Consider the following 18,098-nt stretch of genomic DNA (forward strand, 5'->3'; position numbering starts at 1 on the left):
TTTAATTTTAATCCTATTATTTCTTTTACATTTTTTCTCTATTTCTAAGAAATCGAATGAAATGCTTTACATTATCTCTGAATGATAATCCAGATTTTCTACTCAGTTTAATCAGGGCTTTCTTTGATTCCACTTGTGCAAAAATACATACTTGCTTGCCTGAATCTTAAAGTTCCATATCACCAAATCATTACCTTTGCATCAATCAGACTAAAACACCTATGAAACTTTCCTTTCCACATCCTATGATTATCATGTTGGTATTCATTGGACTAGCTACACTTTTGACTTACTTAATACCAGCGGGAACTTATGAAAGGGTCTTAGATGAATCTACAGGAAGAGAAATAGTAGTGGAAGGAAGTTATAGTCAAATGAGCAATCAACCTGTCAGTATTGGTAAAGCATTCTTGAGTATACCAGAAGGAATTATTGAAGGGGCTGAAGTAGTTGTTTTGATTTTGATCATTGGAGGAGCCTTCTATGTTGTGGACAAAACAGGTGCATTTCAAGCTGGTTTGGAAAGTTTGATCTACAAGTTTGATCAAGCGAAGTCTTGGCTACTGATTCTAGTCGGTGTTTTTTTTGGTACTGCTGGCGCTTTGAATGGGTTACAGGAAGAGATCATAGCCATGGTTCCGGTTTTGATGATTCTGACAAAAAGAATCGGATACACAAGGATAGCAGGTGTAGGTATAAGTTTGGGAAGTGCACTGATCGGTGGATCATTTGGCCCATCTAATCCCTTTTCGGTTATCATCGCTCAAAAAATCTCGGAGGTCCCAGCATTTTCTGGAGGATTATACCGAATGATATTTTTGCTTATAGCTTTAACTTTTTGGATCACTTATATCATCCGAACAGGCAAAGATCAAAAATCAGATCAAACAACATTGAAATTTGAAAAACCAGGTAAACTTTCCTATTCCCATCAGGTTATTTTGATACTTTTAGCCATCACCTTTGCTGTAATGATCTATGGGTTGAGCAATTGGGGCTGGGATTACAATGAAATGTCAGCGTTATTTTTTGTCTTCGGCTTAGCAGTCGGTATTATAGGTAAATTAGGGATCAATGGTACAGCAAAAGCCTACTCTGAAGGATTTGCAGAGCTGGTATTTGCAGGTATCATCGTCGGTTTGGCCAGAAGCATTTATTTGGTGCTTCAGCAAGGACAGGTCATTGACACCATCATTTATGCCTTATTTACTCCACTTGAAAAATTACCTTTGGCACTATCAGCTTTTGGAATGATGCTGGCTCAAGCAATATTACACATTCCTGTCCCGAGTACTTCTGGTCAAGCCGTATTGACCATGCCATTGCTATCTCCTATAGCAGATTTGATTGGAATGTCTAGACAAGTTGTTATTTTGGCTTACCAGTACGGTGCTGGGATTATGGATATGGTAACTCCTAGTAATGGTGGACTGATGGCCATCTTGACAGCTGCAGGAGTTTCTTACAAAGAATGGATACTTTACTCTTGGAAACCCATTCTGGTCATTTTCCTCATTGCGTCTTGTGGAGTGATTATTGGCATATATGTTTTTTAAGTATTAAGAAGAGATTTCTAATTGATTTCCCTATCTTTAATGTGCTTAAAATCAAATTATTCCATCCATTTATTTTTAAAAAAACATGAAAAAAGTAGCGATTCTATCCATAGACGGTGGTGGTATTAGAGGTGTGATACCTGGGACTATTTTACAATTGATCGAAGAAAAAATCCAAGAGAAACTCCAAGATCCAACAGCACGATTAGTGGATTTTGTGGATTTCATTGCAGGTACGAGCACGGGTGGGATCATTGGCTGTGGGATGCTTATTCCTGACACCATTGATCCCTCCCGACCAAAATATACTTTGAAAGAAGTAGTAAATCTCTACCATGAAAATGGTGGAGCTATATTCAGAAAGCCCATTGGTCACAAATTGAGAACAGTCTTTGGCATAAGAGAAGAAAAATACCCAAACACCAATCTTCTAAAAGCACTTGATACATATTTCGGAAATGTATATTTGAGTGAATTGATCAAGCCTTGTCTCTTCACCTCTTATGATATAGAAAGTAGAAATGCCAAATTCTTTAAGTATGGCTACGCTTGTGCTGATGAAGCCCATGATTTTTTTGTAAAAGATGTTGCCCAAGCTACAGCCGCTGCACCCACCTATTTTGAAGCAGCACTAATTAAGTCCAGGTTTGGCGTAGCGTATCCTTTAATAGATGGTGGAGTATTTGCCAATAATCCAGCTATGTGTGCTTATGCAGAGGCGCGAAAATGTACTTTTGGTCATATTTCAAATCCAACATCTAAAGACATGTTTATGATATCCCTTGGAACCGGTTCTGTGAAAGAACCATTTCCATATGAGAGAGCGAAGAGGTTTGGACTTGTTCAATGGATCAAGCCACTTATTGATATCATGATGTCTGGAAATTCAGAGACAGTCTCTCATCAATTGAAATGGCTATTTGATGCCGGCAACAATCAGGAAGGTTTTATCAGAATTGAACCCGAGCTGCATGAGGCAAGTCCAGACATGGATGATGCAAGCTCAAAAAATCTGGACGCTTTAAGAAATGCAGGAATCAAATATGTAAAAGATAACCCTGCCAAAATCAATGACTTAGTATCTAAGCTGATCGAAAATAGGTTGGATCCATAAGTTTTGTAGAGAATAAAAATAGCATAAAGCAGGAAATTTAGGTGTACATCATTCCTACTTTATGCTTTAATTTTGTCACCTGTTATCTCTTATCTCACAGCCCCTTCAAGCCTTGCCAGGTAAACCCATTTTTGATCTCTTGACTTCAGACCTGATTCAATCTTTGCTTTTTCTTCAGCTGTAGATTCCATGTCCTCATATTCTTGCGCATTAAAGAACTGCACATAATCCTTATAAAGGTTCATCGTCAAATGAGTGGACTTTGCCTCACTACCAAAAGGTAAGGCAGTCCTCAACAATACCCAGCTTCCCATGAGTCCCTTTTCAATTTTGTTCTGGTGTATGGGTAAAAAAACCTCCTTTTCGGCTGTTTCATATTCTTGAAAATTATTTTCTACAGCTTTCATTAAATCAAAAGAAGCAAGAACACCATTTTTGTACTTGAAATCATCATTGCTGTTGGCAATCTGCTTCATGTAGGTACGTTGCGTTAAATCAAATGCACTTTGGGATTTTTTGATCATTTCTTTAATTTGATTTTCATTCATATGTGGAAAACCGATTCGACCATACTTCACCAAATCTTCATTTGCTATACCATCCATCATCTTTACTGGATCATCATAATAAGTAACGGTGATGTATTGAAACTCCCCAGGTTCAGCACCTGACTGTATTACCCAAAAGTCCCAGCCCGAAATTCTCTTATCACTAATTGCGGATTGATACACTTTTTCCATAAAGTCTTTGTATGCAATGAAATCATACATTTCTGAAGACTCTACTTTTATAAATTCAAAAACGAGGTATTTATTTTGTTGAGCCAATAATGTAAAATTGAAAATCGGCACAAAAACGATAATCATGAGAAACTTTTTCATAATATGGCATTTTGGGTTGAAGATTATTTATTGAATATCTAAAATTTAAGCATAAAATTTTGGAATAAATAAATTTAACCATACTTTAACACAGTTTTTTTTCTATTCATAAAAATATCGTCAAAAAAAATACTGTTCATGAATTAATTCCATGTATTAGGAAATTTTCACCACATTTATTAAATTTTATGAAATTTACCAATAATCACTTATGAAAGTATCAAGACGAGAATGGTTAAAATATGGCTCCATAAGTGCAGGAATGGCATTTTTGGGAGAATTAAACCCCATATTTGGTTTAACGCTTGAAGAAAAATCCAAATTTAATCCCCGACCTTTAGAACCCCTAATCAAATTAGGTTCCAACGAAAACCCCTATGGACCATCACAGCTGGTGAGAGAAAAAATGATAGCTGGATTTGACAATTGCTGTAGATATCCATGGGCTTACACCCAAACACTTACAGAAATGATTGCAGCTAAAGAGGGTGTAAGTACCGATCATGTAGTATTGACAGCTGGATCAACAGAAGGACTCAAAATAGCTGGATTGACTTATGCAGGCAATGGTGGAGAGATCATTTCAGGTCTACCAACTTTTCTATCCCTCATGAACTATGCAGAACTATGGGGCGCATCCATCAATTGGGTTCCTCTAGATCAAGATATGCAGTTCGACTTGGAAGAAATGGCTAATCGTGTCAGCAAAAAAACCAAACTTGTATTTCTATGCAATCCCAATAATCCCACAGGAAAATTATTGCCGGCAAAAAAAGTAAGTGATTTCTGTCAATCAGTATGTGAAAAAACCATGGTCTTTAGCGATGAGGCCTATTACGATTATATAGAGGAAGAATCTTACCCATCTATGGTGGAACTGGTCAAAGAAGGTAAAAACGTAATCGTCTCTAAAACACTCTCAAAAATATATGGATTGGCTGGCATTCGGATAGGTTATCTAATTGCAAAGCCTGAAATCGCAAAAAAACTTTCTGATAGAATGGTGGCCAATCTAAATATTATGGCCATAGAGGCAGCAATGGCGGCTTTGGAAGATCAGGAATTCTACAAATTCAGTTTGGAAAAAAATCATCAAGCTCGAAAACTTATCGAAGCAAACTTAGACCACTTGAATCTTGACTATTTGCCATCTCAAGCCAATTTTGTATTCTTCAATGCACAGCAACCCGTATCATCTTTGGCAAAAAAATTGTTAGATAAAAATGTAATTGTCGGTAGGCCATTTCCACCTTACGATAACTGGTGTAGAATCAGTACTGGTACCATAGAAGAAGTTAACACTTTCAATCAAGCATTGACTTCGATATATGGTTGATCACCCTATAAATTTCCCACCATTTATCCAAACAAATCATCTCATATGGCTCTAGATAGGCAATTGATACTATCCAACGATCAGGTTGTTTTAAGACCAATCGAAGAAAACGATATCAAATCTCTTCATGAAATATGCCAAGACAAAAATCTTTGGAAGTATTTCACCCAAGATTTAACAGATTTTGATGAATTAGAACAGTGGATGATTCCTGCTCTAAAGGGCGAAAGATTACAATTTTTGATCATTGAAAAATCCACAGAAAAAATATTGGGTTCATCCGGATTTGGAAACTATTCGGAAAGGGATCAAAGAATAGAAATAGGCTGGACTTGGATCATCAGCTCATTACATGGAACAGGGCTTAATGATCAAATCAAGAGATTAATGTTAAGCTATGCTTTCGAGGTTTTGACCGTTCAAAGAGTAGAATTCAAAACTGATGTGTTGAATATCCCTGCACGTTGTGCCTTAAAAAACTTGGGTGCTATTGAGGAAGGTGTCTTAAGAAGTCACACACTAATGACCAAAGGGAGGCGAAGAGATACAATTTATTACAGCATACTCCTACCTGAATGGGAGCATGTCAAAAGAGAAAACGACTGGTAAATCAAACAACGATATGATAGATAACATTTTAAAAATAGAAAAACTTGCGAAACTTGCTCTGAGAGTAGGCCTTTCGATTTACTTTATATATTTCGGAAGTATGAATCTCTGGAGTGTATTGAGTGCTACTCAATCAAATAAGACTTGGGGCTTTTTGATTTTTATTATTTCTATCATTACTGCTATACTCTTACTTTCTCACTTTAAGGCACCTAAACTAGCTGCTGTCGGAGCAGGAATTGCTGCCATTATTTTTTTGATCATCGTAGTTGCGCTAGCTTTCATTGAGATTCAGCAGCATGCCATGCTTCAAATGATTATTTTGAGAGTTCTCAAAGATTTAATCCTGGCTATAGCTTCTATCATTTTGTTAGGTGAGTCTTTAAAAGAAATGGTTCGAGAAAAAATCACCAAACCATTTCCTGTCAGATAACTAGCGATGATTAGGATTCCCTTTTACCAAAACTTCTCAAATTGTAAGTAAGACTCAACATCACAAATCTGGTCAATACGTTGGTTCTCTGATCTTCTATAAATACATCAGTCACCTGTCTGGTTATACTTGTGTTTTGATTCAGTAAGTCAAACACGGTGAGTTTTGCCTCTAACTTCTCTTTGCTACCAAATCTATATCCCAAGTCTGCATTCATCAGTACGACCGTGCGATCAAATCCTTCGCCAAGCCCTTGAAAAATCATGTGATTTACATTTGAACTTACAAAGAATCCACCCAATGGTTGCCAATAGAAATCAAGTCTGGTGTTTTGAGTATAAAAATTGTTGTCGAGAGATGTTTGAATTGTACTTTGGACTGTATTGAAGCTTCCTTCCGTAGATAGATTGAAATCCAATCTCTCACTGATATTACTACTTATCCCTAATCCTGGAGCAACTGCAAGGTTTCTGTTGATGTTCAATTGATCATTGATTACCCCTGGTCTATTGGTGTAGTTCACACGAGTACTGATGTTTAAGTTACTTTTTATGGCAGCGATAGGAAACCCATAAGACACATAAGACCTTGCATCCCAATATCCATCGAGATTGACAGGCTTATTGAATTGGCCACCTTGTCTCAAAAGGACATTACCCTCTAGTAGCGTATCAGCTGCTGCAACAAATGTAGAGTTCCCTAAATAATTATTCCTTCTGGACCCGGAAACAAACATGAAGAATGATCTTGATGTCTCGGTATTGATATTCCTAATTCTTGCAAAAATTCTATGCTCATATTCTTGAACCAAATTAGCGTTACCAGTGGAAACTTGAATAGGGTTTCTATTATCAATAACCTCTTGAAGCTGCCTAATGGAGGGTGCGTCAGTTCTTGTTCTATAATCTAACCTGATGTTGGTTTTTTCAGAAGCATTGTAATTGATTACCGCTCTAGGAATTACATTTCGAAATGTCCGTTGTGTATTTTCAAATCCTGGAAAAATTCTATCACTATCAAGATTTGACACTTCATAATCTACAGAGGTAAAGATTCTGAATTTCTCATTGTTGAATCGATAACCTATACCACTTTGCTGTTGCAAATAGGAGTTTTCAAATGTATTGGACAATGCGGAGTCTAGCTCAAAGATCGTAGACTCTGCCAATCGCTGGCGTACTTCCTGTCGGGTATCTCCCAGATCATTTCCAATCCTATATTGAAGTCTCAATTGAGATTTCTCTGAAAGAGGTTCGTTGTAGTCGAAGCTGATTCGGTAATTGAAATTATTAGAATTGAATGTAGTATTTTGAATCAAGCTGTCAACAGCTGCAGTTTCAAAGTCCGTGTTGACAGAAGTCAAATTGGAAATTCTTTCATTTGAGTTCAATCTTGTGGTGGCACTTGTCGAAAGTATCCTTCCTGGCTTGTTGAACTTGAATCTATAAGTGAAATCATTATCAAAACTAAACCATTGATTGGATCCCACTGTGACATTATCTATTTCATTTATGGGACTATTCGGGTCTAAAAGGTTTTGAGCGACGGTGGAATTTGTAAATTCCCTCATTTGCGTATTGAATCGAGGTCTCCAGATGATGGCATGCTTATCAGTGATATCATAATCAAGTCTTAAATCAAGTCTGTGTCGCTGGCTATGACTTACATCGTTTGTTTCTTGATTGTACAATTGGAGGCTATCACTAGGTAAGATATAAGCCCTTGATGAAACACGGTTTAGCGTGTTTCTATTATCATTGAAAAAATATGAACCCGTGATTTTAGCCTTACCATTGTCAAACTTATCGGAGAAATTGAAGCCCGCTGCATTGGTAACTGTAATCCCAGGTCTTTCCCATGTCTGAAGAGGATTCCCTCCCCTGCCCCCACCACCAGCTTGACCAGCAGCATCACCAAAAGCACCTTCAAGATCGTCTGATGAGAAGTTTTGCTGATTGATATTGTTAGTAAGTCCAAGTACAGTAGTTCTTTGTGATCCTTTAAAAAAGTTAAGCGCGGCACTTCCTAAGTAGTTATTGTCCGTTCCATACCCAGCTGATACCCTTCCAAACATGCCAGATTTCACTTCCTTCTTGGTAATGATATTGATAGTCTTGGTCGTATTTCCATCATCAAAACCAGTCAAAACCGCCTGATCACTTCTTTGATCTAAGAACTCAATTTTGTCAATGATCTCCACAGGCAAATTGGCCATGGCCATTGCAGGATTATCTCCAAAAAATGGCTCACCATCCACAAGCACCCTACCAACTACTTCCCCTTGCACTTCTATCGTACCACCTCTCATCACTACTCCAGGCATTTTTCTAATCAGTTCATCCGCATTGGCTTGAGGTCTGGTCTTGAAAGCATTGGCATTGAAAGCCACTGTATCTCCTTTGACCTCTCCTGTAAGTACTTGAGCCCTGATTTCAAAAGTTTCTAGCAACTGACCGTCTTCAGAAATCTCTATATCTCCAACACTATTGTTTTCAATCTTCTCAATTTCAATTATATTAGTGCTGTAGCCAACAAATGATATTTCAATTTTGAATGTTCTAGCAGTTGGTTTTTGAAAAGAAAACTTACCGTTTCCATCAGTAAATGTGGATTGGAGTGTTTCTCCATTTATCGTTTTGATAAAAACATAAGCTCCTGGAAGTGTTTCTTTACTTTCTTGATCAAGCACTCTTCCTGATATAGATTGAGCATAAAGACTTGCGGAACACACCAGTGTAAAGGCAAAAAGAATAGCTGATCTTAGCATTATTCTAGAAAATTTTAATAGGTTCAAGGTTAATTGCAGTAGTATTATTCAACTCCCAAAATTAAATCTAGATCAAGCCCAATTCAAACCACTGATCAAATATCAAGCTTCGATGACTAGGAATATTTTACAGGGATGAAAGGATAGATGAGTGGTTTAAAAAGCCTTTAAATTTGAAGAATTGTCATTTTGTGAGTTTTAAATTATCCGAATAAAAAGTATAAATTTACCGATTATAACAAGACCTATTTTCTACTAAAAAACACAATCATGAAAATTCAACTAAACACATGTGGATTACTCTTAATCCTAACAATTTTTGTATTTACAGCCTGCCAGCAATCCAAACACTCAGAGGTGATTGTAGTAGATGATGAAGTGTTTGAAGATGAAGACTTAAGTGATGAGTTTATTGATCATCATAATGCTCTGAACTCCTTGGACTATATGGGAATCTATAGTGGTATGCTACCTTGTGCAGATTGTGAAGGAATCGAGACTACAATAGAATTAGAAAGTGGTAACTCTTATGTAAAAAAGACCATCTACTTAGGGAAAAAAGATCAACAAATATTTGAAAGTAGTGGGACTTTCTCTTGGCTAGAAGACGGAAACACCATAATCCTTGAAGGTGAAGACGAGCCAAACAAATATCTCGTGGGAGAAAACGTACTTTTTCACCTAGATATGGAAGGAAAAAGAATCACTGGAGATTTGGCAGACAAGTATCGTTTGGTCAAAGAGTAGAAGAATAGGTTTGAGACTAGTTTTATTTAGGCCATTTGAAAAAATTAAAACATACTCAAAATGGATAGAATCTTATAGTTCAACTACAATCTTATTTCATTATTGTAATTCCCTTAAACATCAATTTTAACCTCAAAAAAACCTCTTCGGCTTATAGAGTAAATTCACTTTAGCTGTATCGTATGAAGTTTGTTCTGTGGAAGAAGCTGGTGTTTGATATCCATTCCCTAACTCTCTGAATACCTGAAGCAAACCTCCTCCACTTGTATTGAAAATATTGACTCCTCCCGAACCGTCAGGAATCACTCTGCTCATAAACTCTTGGTATGCGCCACCCGGAAGGCTAGGTATGTAGCGAAAGCTTGCCTTCATGATCGAAGTGTTCTTCATCAGGCTCATCTCCAATCTAGACTTATACACTGGAGTGGACAATACCTGTCGTTTGAGTTCATCTTCCGTAGGAAAAGGCCTGACTTCTATCATATCCAACTCACTTTCTTTTGGAATCAGTCTAACTTCTTTAGGCAAACCACCTATACTAATCTCCATTTGCTTGAATTCGTAGCTAACATGACTAAATGTAATCTTTGCTTGGTCTGTTACTTTCAAAGAAAATTCACCTTTTTCATTAGAGACATCTTGGCCATTTGCATAGTAAATATGAACGCCCTCTATTGGAAGGCCTGTAACATGATCAAGTACCTTTCCTGTCCAGACTTTTTCCTCTTGCAATGGGATGAAACAAAGGATAGCTAGTATAACATTCAACATATATCTGACTTTATTGCTGAATGAATATCCCTTAAAAGACACTGTCTATCAATATTTTTAAATCATTATTAACTTTTAATAAGAAATAAATACCTGATTTTAGGTTTCTTAATAATCATTGAGAAAAATTTAACATTTATCAAAAAACCCTTCTTTAAAAAAGTTCAAAATCTCCAATACTGTATTTCCATTGATCTTTCAATTTAGACAACTGATTTTGGTCAAAATTGAGCGGCTTTAGAGTCAATTTTGGGCCAAAAGGGATTCTGAAAAAATTTCCGAGCTTTCGAATATCAAGCGCATCTAAAGTCAAAGAACAACTCGTAAAATGAACTGATTTTTGAATTTGCTTCAATTTCTTTTTCAATAAAGCTTTATCAATAGTTCCTTCATCTCCAAATACTAAAAATTCTACGATTCTCATTTCTCGAAGTCTTTTTGATGCCTTGAATCTATAAATCAACACATAGTTTTTTTCATCTGTAATTAATTCATACCGAAAAAGAGGATTATTTGCATACCTCCACATGATATAAGCAAATGAATATAATGTCCTGACCCCAACTTTTGAATTGCTAAAGTCAATATACTTGAGTTTCTCCCATTTTTCATCTGAAATGGCGGTGCTTTTTTGAGTTTTTGTAGGAAAAAAATGATTCCATTGAATCGCTAAATTTACCCTCCCAATATTCCTCCAACCAAGTTTAAGGTATCCAGGAAGACTTTTTTTGTTTGGCGTGTTGAAAATGAAGTGAAACCCATCCTCTTCCGCCTTTGAAGCAAGCTGTTTGGTCAATTTACTAAAAACCCCTAGTCCTTGCATCTCTGGCAATACCGCTGTATCTACCGCTCTCAAAGCTTCTATACGTTTAGAATCTTCAAGCCAGGTCCATCTCAAGAATGCACGTACACCTATGAGCCTCCCTTCAAATTCGGCCACCAAAACCAAAGACTTCCCAAAAGGATTTTGCTCGTGCTTCCACTTCCACAAAGCCGCAGACTTAGGAATCAACCCTTCCCCTAAGCTCGATTTAAGTAATGCTACGATTTGTGGGATATCACGCTCTTGAGCTTCTCTGAAAATCATGTTGACTTGGTGCTATTTGATCATATACTAAGGTAAAGATTTGATTTCAAAAACTTGCCCTTTGGATTCATTTCCATACCTATCTACAAAAGTAAGTACCACAAACTTGTACAGGAGGTCTTGGCCTGCAACAGGTATTACATTTCCATTTCTTTCACTGAGTTGAATTTTTTTAACCTGATGTAGAGCTGGTTGATTGATCAATTGATCTAGACCATTTGCAGCATAGAGATTTACATAAACAAAGGAAGGATCAATACCCTTTTCAAAGAAAAATTGATAGCCTTCTTGAAACTTTATCAACTCTCCCAAACTTGGTTTTGCCAAAACACTATTGGGCTGAAGTAGCGTTGCAGGCGTGATTACCTTCGAAGGATATGCTTTAGCTTTCAAAAGTTGGGCTACATCTTTATTTTTCACATAAAGAGACGTGGCCGAATAAAAAGCATTGCCTGAAATTCCCCTGACCTTTTTAGCATAATCCACCTGATCCAAAATCTCTTGAGGATTATTCCATGCAACATCAGCATTATCTCTGATTTTGTAAGGTCCATTTCCTACATAGATCTTCGTTTTACCCGCATGATTTGCCCACCAATTGACCAACTCTCTATGAGATGCTAAATTGTAATCCATAGACCAATAAAGCTGAGGAATCAAATAATCCAGCCAACCATTCCTAATCCATGTCAGAGGATCTGCAAAAAGTTCATCATAGTTTGTTACACCAGCTCGTGTATTTGATCCATTTGGATCAGAACTTTTGTTTCTCCAAACACCGAATGGACTAACTCCAAATTGCACCCAAGGCTTCTCGCCTTTTATTGTAGTGTACACTTCCTTGATCAAGGCATTTACATTATCCCTTCGCCAATCATCGATACGTTGATTAGGCTGTGCATATTTCTTATACGATTCAGTATCATTGAAAACTTCTTTATCGATTCTATACGGATAGAAATAATCATCAAAATGTATAGCGTCTATATCATAGTTCTGAACTACTTCTTTGATTACATTCACCAAATGCCGGCGTACTTCTGGCAAACCGGGATTGTAATAATACTTTGGACCATATTTAATCATCCACTCTGGATGCTTTTTGAAATCATGATCAGCACTCAACTGATCGGTCTTTAAGTCAAATGTAGCTCGATAAGGATTCATCCAGGCATGAAACTCCATCCCCCGCTGATGAGCCTGCACAATAATCCATGATAATGGGTCTTCTGTTGTCGATGGCTTTTTGCCTTGCTGTCCAGTAAGGTACTTCGACCAAGGCGCATACCTTGAAGGATAGAATGCATCACCCGCAGTCCTAACCTGCACGATCACAGCATTGAAATTCATCGATTCGTAATAATCAAGCATGGCTATAAAATCCATTTTTTGCTTTTCCCAGCTATCTGTACCAGCCTTTGGCCAGTCAATATTTGCAACGGTAGCTATCCAAACGCCTCTAAACTCTCTATCTCTCGGTTTTAAGTTAATCTCATAAGTATCATAGAATCTAGAATTTACTACTTTTTCGGGCAGACTGATCTGAGGATTGGTATTTGGGGCACCAACTGTCTTAGGTGGCTGTGTAGTAGGTGTTGGAGTTTTAGAGGATTTACATGATTGCACTAGGACAATTAGGACTATAGCAAAAGTTAGCCATCTGAAATTATAGAGATTTATTTTCAAGTTGATCAAATATAAATTAAGAATTCAATATACGCATTGGCACACATGAGCAAAATATCGTCCAAATACCACGCAAGTAAAAAACTAGATCGAAAACTAACAAGAAAACTCAAATACATATTTAAAAACTTAACATTTGATGGTAAAAGCTGTTAGATATTTAGGAAATTTTGGATGATTGCCTCAACATTTTCCAAATGATTCGTAAATTAAAGCTTTAACAAATAATTTAATTTTTATGAGTAAAGAACAAAAATACAGTTTATTCAATGATGTATGTGGCTTTGTAGATGATGCAGCAAAACACATGAATCTCAACCCTGGATTGATAGAGCAGATCAAGCAGTGTAACAGTATCTACAAATTCAATTTCCCACTTAGACATGAAGATGGAACCTACGAAACATTGACTGGTTATAGGGTTCAGCATTCGCACCATAAACTCCCTGTAAAAGGTGGTATCAGGTACAGTGAGCATGTCAACGAAGATGAAGTCAAAGGACTTGCTGCTTTGATGACTTATAAGTGTGCATTGGTAAATGTTCCTTTTGGAGGAGCAAAAGGTGGAGTAAGGATTGATCCTCTGAAATACAATGAGAATCAACTGGAGAAAATTACAAGAAGATACACTTCGGAATTGATCAAGAAAAAATTCATTGGTCCAGCTATAGATGTTCCAGCACCTGACTACGGTACAAGTGCAAGAGAAATGGCATGGATAGTAGACACCTATGAAGCATTCAATCCCGAACTTATCAATGCTAAAGGCTGTGTTACAGGTAAGCCACTATCTCAACACGGGATTGATGGCAGAACAGAAGCCACAGGTCAAGGTGTGTTCTTTGGAGTCCGAGAAGCTGTACAAGTGGAAGAAGACATGCAATTGCTTGGTCTTTCTGTAGGCATGAAAGGAAAAACTGTAATCATCCAAGGCTTGGGTAACGTAGGATTCTATTCTGCAAAATACATTCAAGAAGCTGGTGCAAAGATTGTAGGAGTTGCTGAATGGAATGGTGGTATCTATGATCCAGATGGGGTAGATATTGAAGCACTTAAGTCTTACCAGTTAAAAAACAAAGGTTTCAAAGGCTACACCAAAGGTGAGTTCATTAAGAACAGCTTGGAAATGCTGACTTATGAATGTGATATTTTGGTTCCGGCAGCATTGGAAAATCAAATCACTAAAGAAAATGCAAAAAACATCAAGGCTAAGATAATAGCTGAAGCTGCAAATGGCCCGGTGACACAAGAAGCTGAAAAAATACTTCTCGAAAATGGTGTATTGGTGATTCCAGACATGTACCTCAATGCAGGTGGGGTGACTGTTTCCTACTTCGAGTGGCTTAAAAATCTTTCGCGTGTTTCTTTTGGAAAGCTTGAGAAGAGGTACGATATGGAGAAGTATGATAAATTATTGAAAACTATAGAAAATGCTACTGGTGAAAGATTCACAGACCAAGAAAAAGACCTCTTGATCAAAGGAGCTTCTGAAAGAGATCTAGTACTTTCTGGACTTGAAGAAACCATGGTGGAAGCATATCATGCAATGAACAAAACCCGAAAAGACAAAAATATCCAAAGTTTGAGAACTGCGGCATTTATTCTTGCCATAGAAAGAATAGCTGTGAGTTATATGGATTTGGGAATTTTCCCTTAAGACTCACATAAGCTTTATCATTTTCAAAAAAAGAGGTTCACGGGAGCCTTTTTTTATTACAAAATCTAAGAGCATAGTATTCTAAGCAATAATCAATTGAAAAACAATAGATTAAAAATATATTTTCTCAAATAAGGAGGCTGGGAAATGGATGAATAACTGTGTTTTTTGTGTTCCTCTGCAATAAATTAATCTTGTTTTAGTAATTGCTACACCATTGACTTAAAGTCAAGCCATAAAATTCAAATTATTGATTTGTTCTCAAATCAATTTTATATTGTTTTTGATTTACAATCAAATCATAATGCATGGAAGAGCTAATAAAATACCAAGGGAATTAATAAAACATTCTAAAGCAGCTCTCATAGATATTTATACGAAGATTTGCTTGTAAAGGAAAGATTTCTGGGGATAAAGGGTCTAAGAGGTGTGGTCAAAACCATTTTATTGCTACAATTTTTGAAGCAAATTACAGGAGGGGTAGAAAAAGGGCTATATGTGACAGCTGAACGTCCTTAATTTTATAACCAGATCAAAAATGTAGAAAACTCATTTTTGGCTTTAGATGACCTAGAGTTTGGAATTGGAAATAAAATACCCTTATGGTTATTTGGTTTTTTGTATTAAATAGGCCTTTCAGAATAACACAACATATGCTTTGAACCATCACACAAAAAGAGGCTCACTAATGGAGCCTCTTTTTTCATTACAAAATCAAAGGATTGTAGTACTTATCAATACTAGTTCGATTCAAATTAATTTCTTTTGAAAGGCGTTCGATAGAATTAAGTTATCATCTAAAATCCGCAAGAGAAGGCTGTAATCGATTGATTTATCGTAATACAAGACCTTCCAAGTTTCACTCGATTTCTTCTAACAACTGATTGTTAGTCAATAAAAACCTGAAAGGTCTGCGGATTTTAGTTATCATTTACTTTGAGACCATTTAATCAGACGACTCAATAACAGCTCTAATAAGTAATCTATTGAATTTTTAATCTTTCAATAGTTTCTAGTTTAGCTTCACTATTCTCTTCTATCAAAGTGATTTCTTTTGAATCCTCCACAAAACCTGAATCAGAAACCGTACCATGAGGCACTTCAGAGATATGAGGTGCGATGATCAAAGCCACAATAGAAGTAAGCTTAATCAAAATATTCATAGATGGACCTGATGTATCTTTGAACGGATCTCCTACAGTATCACCTGTTACGGAAGCTTTATGTGCTTCTGATCCTTTGAACTCCATTTTACCATCTATCTCTACACCTTTTTCAAAAGATTTTTTCGCATTGTCCCATGCTCCACCTGCATTGTTTTGAAAAATCCCCATCAAAACACCTGAAACGGTAATGCCAGCCAAAAGGCCACCCAAAACTTCCGGACCAAAAGCAAAGCCAACAATAATAGGCGATAACAAAGCAATGGCTCCTGGAGCAACCATTTCCCTGATTGATGCTTGAGTAGATATTTCAACACATTTTTCATACTCCGGCTTGGCTTTGTATTCCATGATGCCTGGAATCTCCCTGAACTGTCGTCTTACTTCATTGACCATATCCATCGCCGCCCTTCCTACTGCAGCAATCGCCAAAGATGAGAATATAAAAGGAATCATGGCACCTACGAATAACCCTGACAAGACATCTGCCTTATATATATCAATCGAATTGATGCCCGCAAGACCTACATATGCTGCAAACAAGGCCAATGCAGTAAGCGCTGCTGAAGCAATGGCAAAGCCTTTTCCTGCTGCCGCTGTAGTATTGCCGACTGCATCCAAAATATCTGTTCTTTCTCTGACTTCTTTTGGTAGCCCAGACATCTCTGCAATACCTCCAGCATTATCCGCTATAGGACCAAATGCATCAATCGCTAGCTGCATGGCTGTCGTAGCCATCATACCTGCAGCTGCTATAGCTACCCCGTATAAACCTGCCGCCAAAAAAGAACCGTAAATACCACCTGCCAATACGAGTATTGGCAATACAGTAGATTCCATACCTACTGATAATCCACCAATGATATTGGTAGCATGGCCAGTGGAAGACTGCTTGATAATAGAATTCACTGGTCGCTTCCCCATGGCTGTGTAATATTCTGTGATGATAGACATCAAAGCTCCTACAATGAGACCAATGACTACTGCACCAAATACCCCCATTTTTGTAAACGCAATAGAACCACCCCTCGACAGCATCAAGTCACCTTCTGGTAGCATATACATAATCACAAAATAAGATGCTGCAACAGTAAGAATTATGGAAATCCAATTTCCCTTATTCAATGCTGACTGTACCGAAGCATTTTCACTAGAAATCTTCACAAACAAAGTCCCGATGATGGAGAACATCAATCCAAGTCCAGCAATTACTAATGGCAATAAGACTGGAGCAATTCCACCAAAATTATCTACTGACACAATCTCCCTACCCAATACCATGGATGCCAAAATAGTAGCCACATAAGAGCCAAACAAATCTGCACCCATACCTGCCACATCTCCTACATTATCTCCTACATTATCAGCTATAGTAGCTGGGTTTCTTACATCATCTTCTGGAATACCAGCTTCTACTTTCCCTACCAAATCTGCTCCTACATCAGCTGCCTTGGTATAAATCCCTCCTCCTACTCTAGCGAAAAGCGCTATAGATTCTGCTCCCAAAGAAAAACCTGCCAAAACTTCTAAAGCTGTAGCCATGGCATCACCATTGACATCTCCTCCTGTAGAGACTACAAACATATTGTAGAAAAGAATAAATAGGGAACCCATTCCTAAAACTGCCAATCCTGCCACTCCTATCCCCATTACAGAGCCGCCAGTGAAAGATACTTTTAGGGCTTTGGCTAAACTTGTCCTTGCTGCTTCTGTGGTTCTGACATTGGCTTTGGTGGCTATATTCATCCCCAAGTAACCTGCAAAAGCTGACAAAACAGCTCCTATCACAAATGATACAGCAATGATCCAGCTGGAATTTTCGACTAATGTTCCTGACCAACCCAAAACAATTCCTGCAATAACTACAAAGTAAAAAAGCACCTTCCATTCAGCTCTCAAAAATGCCATGGCACCACGTGCTATGTGACCTGCTAACTCTTGCATAGTAGCATCTCCAGCATCTTGTTTGGTGACCCAAGCTGATTTTATAGCCATGATGATCAGGCCAACGATCCCTAATACAGGGACTAAATAGATAAACATTTGTTCCATAAGATTATTTTGGTTTATTGTTATAGTGACTTTCTAACAAATATATTATTATTCAGTTAGCAAGCAATAAATGGCAAATAATCTTTGGCTGTCTAACCAGAATCATTTCAATATAACCAAGTAATCATTTGAAAACATAATCCATTTGATGTATTGACAATCGAAAACCTTCTAACTAAAAATGATTTCTTACTTCTCTAAAAACAAAATCATGCAGTGAAAAATTGGTTATCACCTAG

General features: G+C 37.3%; 13 protein-coding genes. 7 read left to right on the plus strand and 6 right to left on the minus strand.

What is annotated here, in order from left to right:
- Positions 1-221 precede the first annotated feature (221 nt).
- Together MM239_RS04210 and MM239_RS04215 are read left to right on the plus strand one after the other, a co-directional pair.
- The gene (locus tag MM239_RS04210) at positions 222-1,556 is read left to right on the plus strand and encodes a YfcC family protein (protein ID WP_241346861.1); all 1,335 of its coding nucleotides are present in this window, start codon (positions 222-224) and stop codon (positions 1,554-1,556) included.
- Positions 1,557-1,641: 85 nt separating this feature from the next.
- Positions 1,642-2,670, plus strand: coding sequence for a patatin-like phospholipase family protein (locus MM239_RS04215; RefSeq protein WP_241346863.1), 1,029 nt, complete (start codon positions 1,642-1,644; stop codon positions 2,668-2,670).
- A gap of 89 nt (positions 2,671-2,759) precedes the next feature.
- On the opposite strand, the gene MM239_RS04220 is transcribed toward MM239_RS04215, so the two are convergent.
- Positions 2,760-3,551 carry a hypothetical protein gene (locus MM239_RS04220; protein ID WP_241346865.1) on the minus strand — a complete coding sequence of 264 codons (792 nt, stop codon included), beginning with the start codon at positions 3,549-3,551 and terminating at the stop codon, positions 2,760-2,762.
- A gap of 211 nt (positions 3,552-3,762) precedes the next feature.
- Here MM239_RS04220 and MM239_RS04225 point away from each other — a divergent pair, with 211 nt between their 5' ends.
- Genes MM239_RS04225 through MM239_RS04235 form a run of 3 tightly spaced genes read left to right on the plus strand, consistent with a single transcriptional unit; the run spans position 3,763 to position 5,929 of the window.
- Positions 3,763-4,887, plus strand: coding sequence for a pyridoxal phosphate-dependent aminotransferase (locus tag MM239_RS04225; RefSeq protein ID WP_241346866.1), 1,125 nt, complete (start codon positions 3,763-3,765; stop codon positions 4,885-4,887).
- 45 nt (positions 4,888-4,932) lie between these two features.
- Positions 4,933-5,496: a GNAT family N-acetyltransferase gene (locus tag MM239_RS04230; RefSeq protein ID WP_241346868.1), complete on the plus strand. Its 564-nt coding sequence runs from the start codon at positions 4,933-4,935 to the stop codon at positions 5,494-5,496.
- Positions 5,471-5,929: a hypothetical protein gene (locus MM239_RS04235; protein WP_241346870.1), complete on the plus strand. Its 459-nt coding sequence runs from the start codon at positions 5,471-5,473 to the stop codon at positions 5,927-5,929. Before MM239_RS04230 ends, MM239_RS04235 begins: the two co-directional genes overlap by 26 nt.
- A gap of 10 nt (positions 5,930-5,939) precedes the next feature.
- Here the strand turns inward: MM239_RS04235 and MM239_RS04240 are convergent, their stop codons facing one another.
- The gene (locus tag MM239_RS04240; protein ID WP_241346871.1) at positions 5,940-8,696 is read right to left on the minus strand and encodes a TonB-dependent receptor; all 2,757 of its coding nucleotides are present in this window, start codon (positions 8,694-8,696) and stop codon (positions 5,940-5,942) included.
- 270 nt (positions 8,697-8,966) lie between these two features.
- Here MM239_RS04240 and MM239_RS04245 point away from each other — a divergent pair, with 270 nt between their 5' ends.
- Positions 8,967-9,443: a copper resistance protein NlpE gene (locus MM239_RS04245; protein ID WP_241346872.1), complete on the plus strand. Its 477-nt coding sequence runs from the start codon at positions 8,967-8,969 to the stop codon at positions 9,441-9,443.
- A 132-nt stretch (positions 9,444-9,575) separates the two neighbouring features.
- On the opposite strand, the gene MM239_RS04250 is transcribed toward MM239_RS04245, so the two are convergent.
- The 3 genes from MM239_RS04250 to MM239_RS04260 all read right to left on the minus strand — a co-directional run bounded on the left by MM239_RS04250 (position 9,576) and on the right by MM239_RS04260 (position 12,927).
- Complete coding sequence (locus MM239_RS04250; RefSeq protein WP_241346873.1) at positions 9,576-10,214, minus strand: carboxypeptidase-like regulatory domain-containing protein; 639 nt, start codon at positions 10,212-10,214, stop codon at positions 9,576-9,578.
- A 154-nt stretch (positions 10,215-10,368) separates the two neighbouring features.
- Positions 10,369-11,301, minus strand: a complete 933-nt coding sequence (locus MM239_RS04255; RefSeq protein WP_241346874.1) for a GNAT family N-acetyltransferase — start codon at positions 11,299-11,301, stop codon at positions 10,369-10,371.
- A gap of 27 nt (positions 11,302-11,328) precedes the next feature.
- Positions 11,329-12,927 carry a glycoside hydrolase family 10 protein gene (locus MM239_RS04260; RefSeq protein ID WP_241346876.1) on the minus strand — a complete coding sequence of 533 codons (1,599 nt, stop codon included), beginning with the start codon at positions 12,925-12,927 and terminating at the stop codon, positions 11,329-11,331.
- A gap of 298 nt (positions 12,928-13,225) precedes the next feature.
- Here MM239_RS04260 and MM239_RS04265 point away from each other — a divergent pair, with 298 nt between their 5' ends.
- Entirely contained in the window at positions 13,226-14,644 is a 1,419-nt protein-coding gene (locus tag MM239_RS04265) for a Glu/Leu/Phe/Val family dehydrogenase (RefSeq protein ID WP_241346879.1), read from the plus strand.
- 983 nt (positions 14,645-15,627) lie between these two features.
- Here the strand turns inward: MM239_RS04265 and MM239_RS04270 are convergent.
- Positions 15,628-17,859 (minus strand): sodium-translocating pyrophosphatase, encoded by a 2,232-nt coding sequence (locus tag MM239_RS04270; protein WP_241346881.1) that lies wholly within the window; start codon positions 17,857-17,859, stop codon positions 15,628-15,630.
- Between the last annotated feature and the right edge of the window lie 239 nt (positions 17,860-18,098).

Origin of the sequence: Belliella filtrata, from assembly GCF_022549775.1 — a bacterium.
Taxonomy (GTDB): domain Bacteria; phylum Bacteroidota; class Bacteroidia; order Cytophagales; family Cyclobacteriaceae; genus Belliella; species Belliella filtrata.

Excerpts from the sequence above, each read along its gene's own strand:
- MM239_RS04210 (WP_241346861.1), top strand. The coding sequence starts at position 222 with ATGAAACTTTCCTTTCCACATCCTATGATTATCATGTTGGTATTCATT.
- MM239_RS04215 (WP_241346863.1), top strand. The coding sequence starts at position 1,642 with ATGAAAAAAGTAGCGATTCTATCCATAGACGGTGGTGGTATTAGAGGT.
- MM239_RS04220 (WP_241346865.1), bottom strand. The coding sequence starts at position 3,551 with ATGAAAAAGTTTCTCATGATTATCGTTTTTGTGCCGATTTTCAATTTT.
- MM239_RS04225 (WP_241346866.1), top strand. The coding sequence starts at position 3,763 with ATGAAAGTATCAAGACGAGAATGGTTAAAATATGGCTCCATAAGTGCA.
- MM239_RS04230 (WP_241346868.1), top strand. The coding sequence starts at position 4,933 with ATGGCTCTAGATAGGCAATTGATACTATCCAACGATCAGGTTGTTTTA.
- MM239_RS04235 (WP_241346870.1), top strand. The coding sequence starts at position 5,471 with ATGTCAAAAGAGAAAACGACTGGTAAATCAAACAACGATATGATAGAT.
- MM239_RS04240 (WP_241346871.1), bottom strand. The coding sequence starts at position 8,696 with ATGCTAAGATCAGCTATTCTTTTTGCCTTTACACTGGTGTGTTCCGCA.
- MM239_RS04245 (WP_241346872.1), top strand. The coding sequence starts at position 8,967 with ATGAAAATTCAACTAAACACATGTGGATTACTCTTAATCCTAACAATT.
- MM239_RS04250 (WP_241346873.1), bottom strand. The coding sequence starts at position 10,214 with ATGTTGAATGTTATACTAGCTATCCTTTGTTTCATCCCATTGCAAGAG.
- MM239_RS04255 (WP_241346874.1), bottom strand. The coding sequence starts at position 11,301 with ATGATTTTCAGAGAAGCTCAAGAGCGTGATATCCCACAAATCGTAGCA.
- MM239_RS04265 (WP_241346879.1), top strand. The coding sequence starts at position 13,226 with ATGAGTAAAGAACAAAAATACAGTTTATTCAATGATGTATGTGGCTTT.
- MM239_RS04270 (WP_241346881.1), bottom strand. The coding sequence starts at position 17,859 with ATGGAACAAATGTTTATCTATTTAGTCCCTGTATTAGGGATCGTTGGC.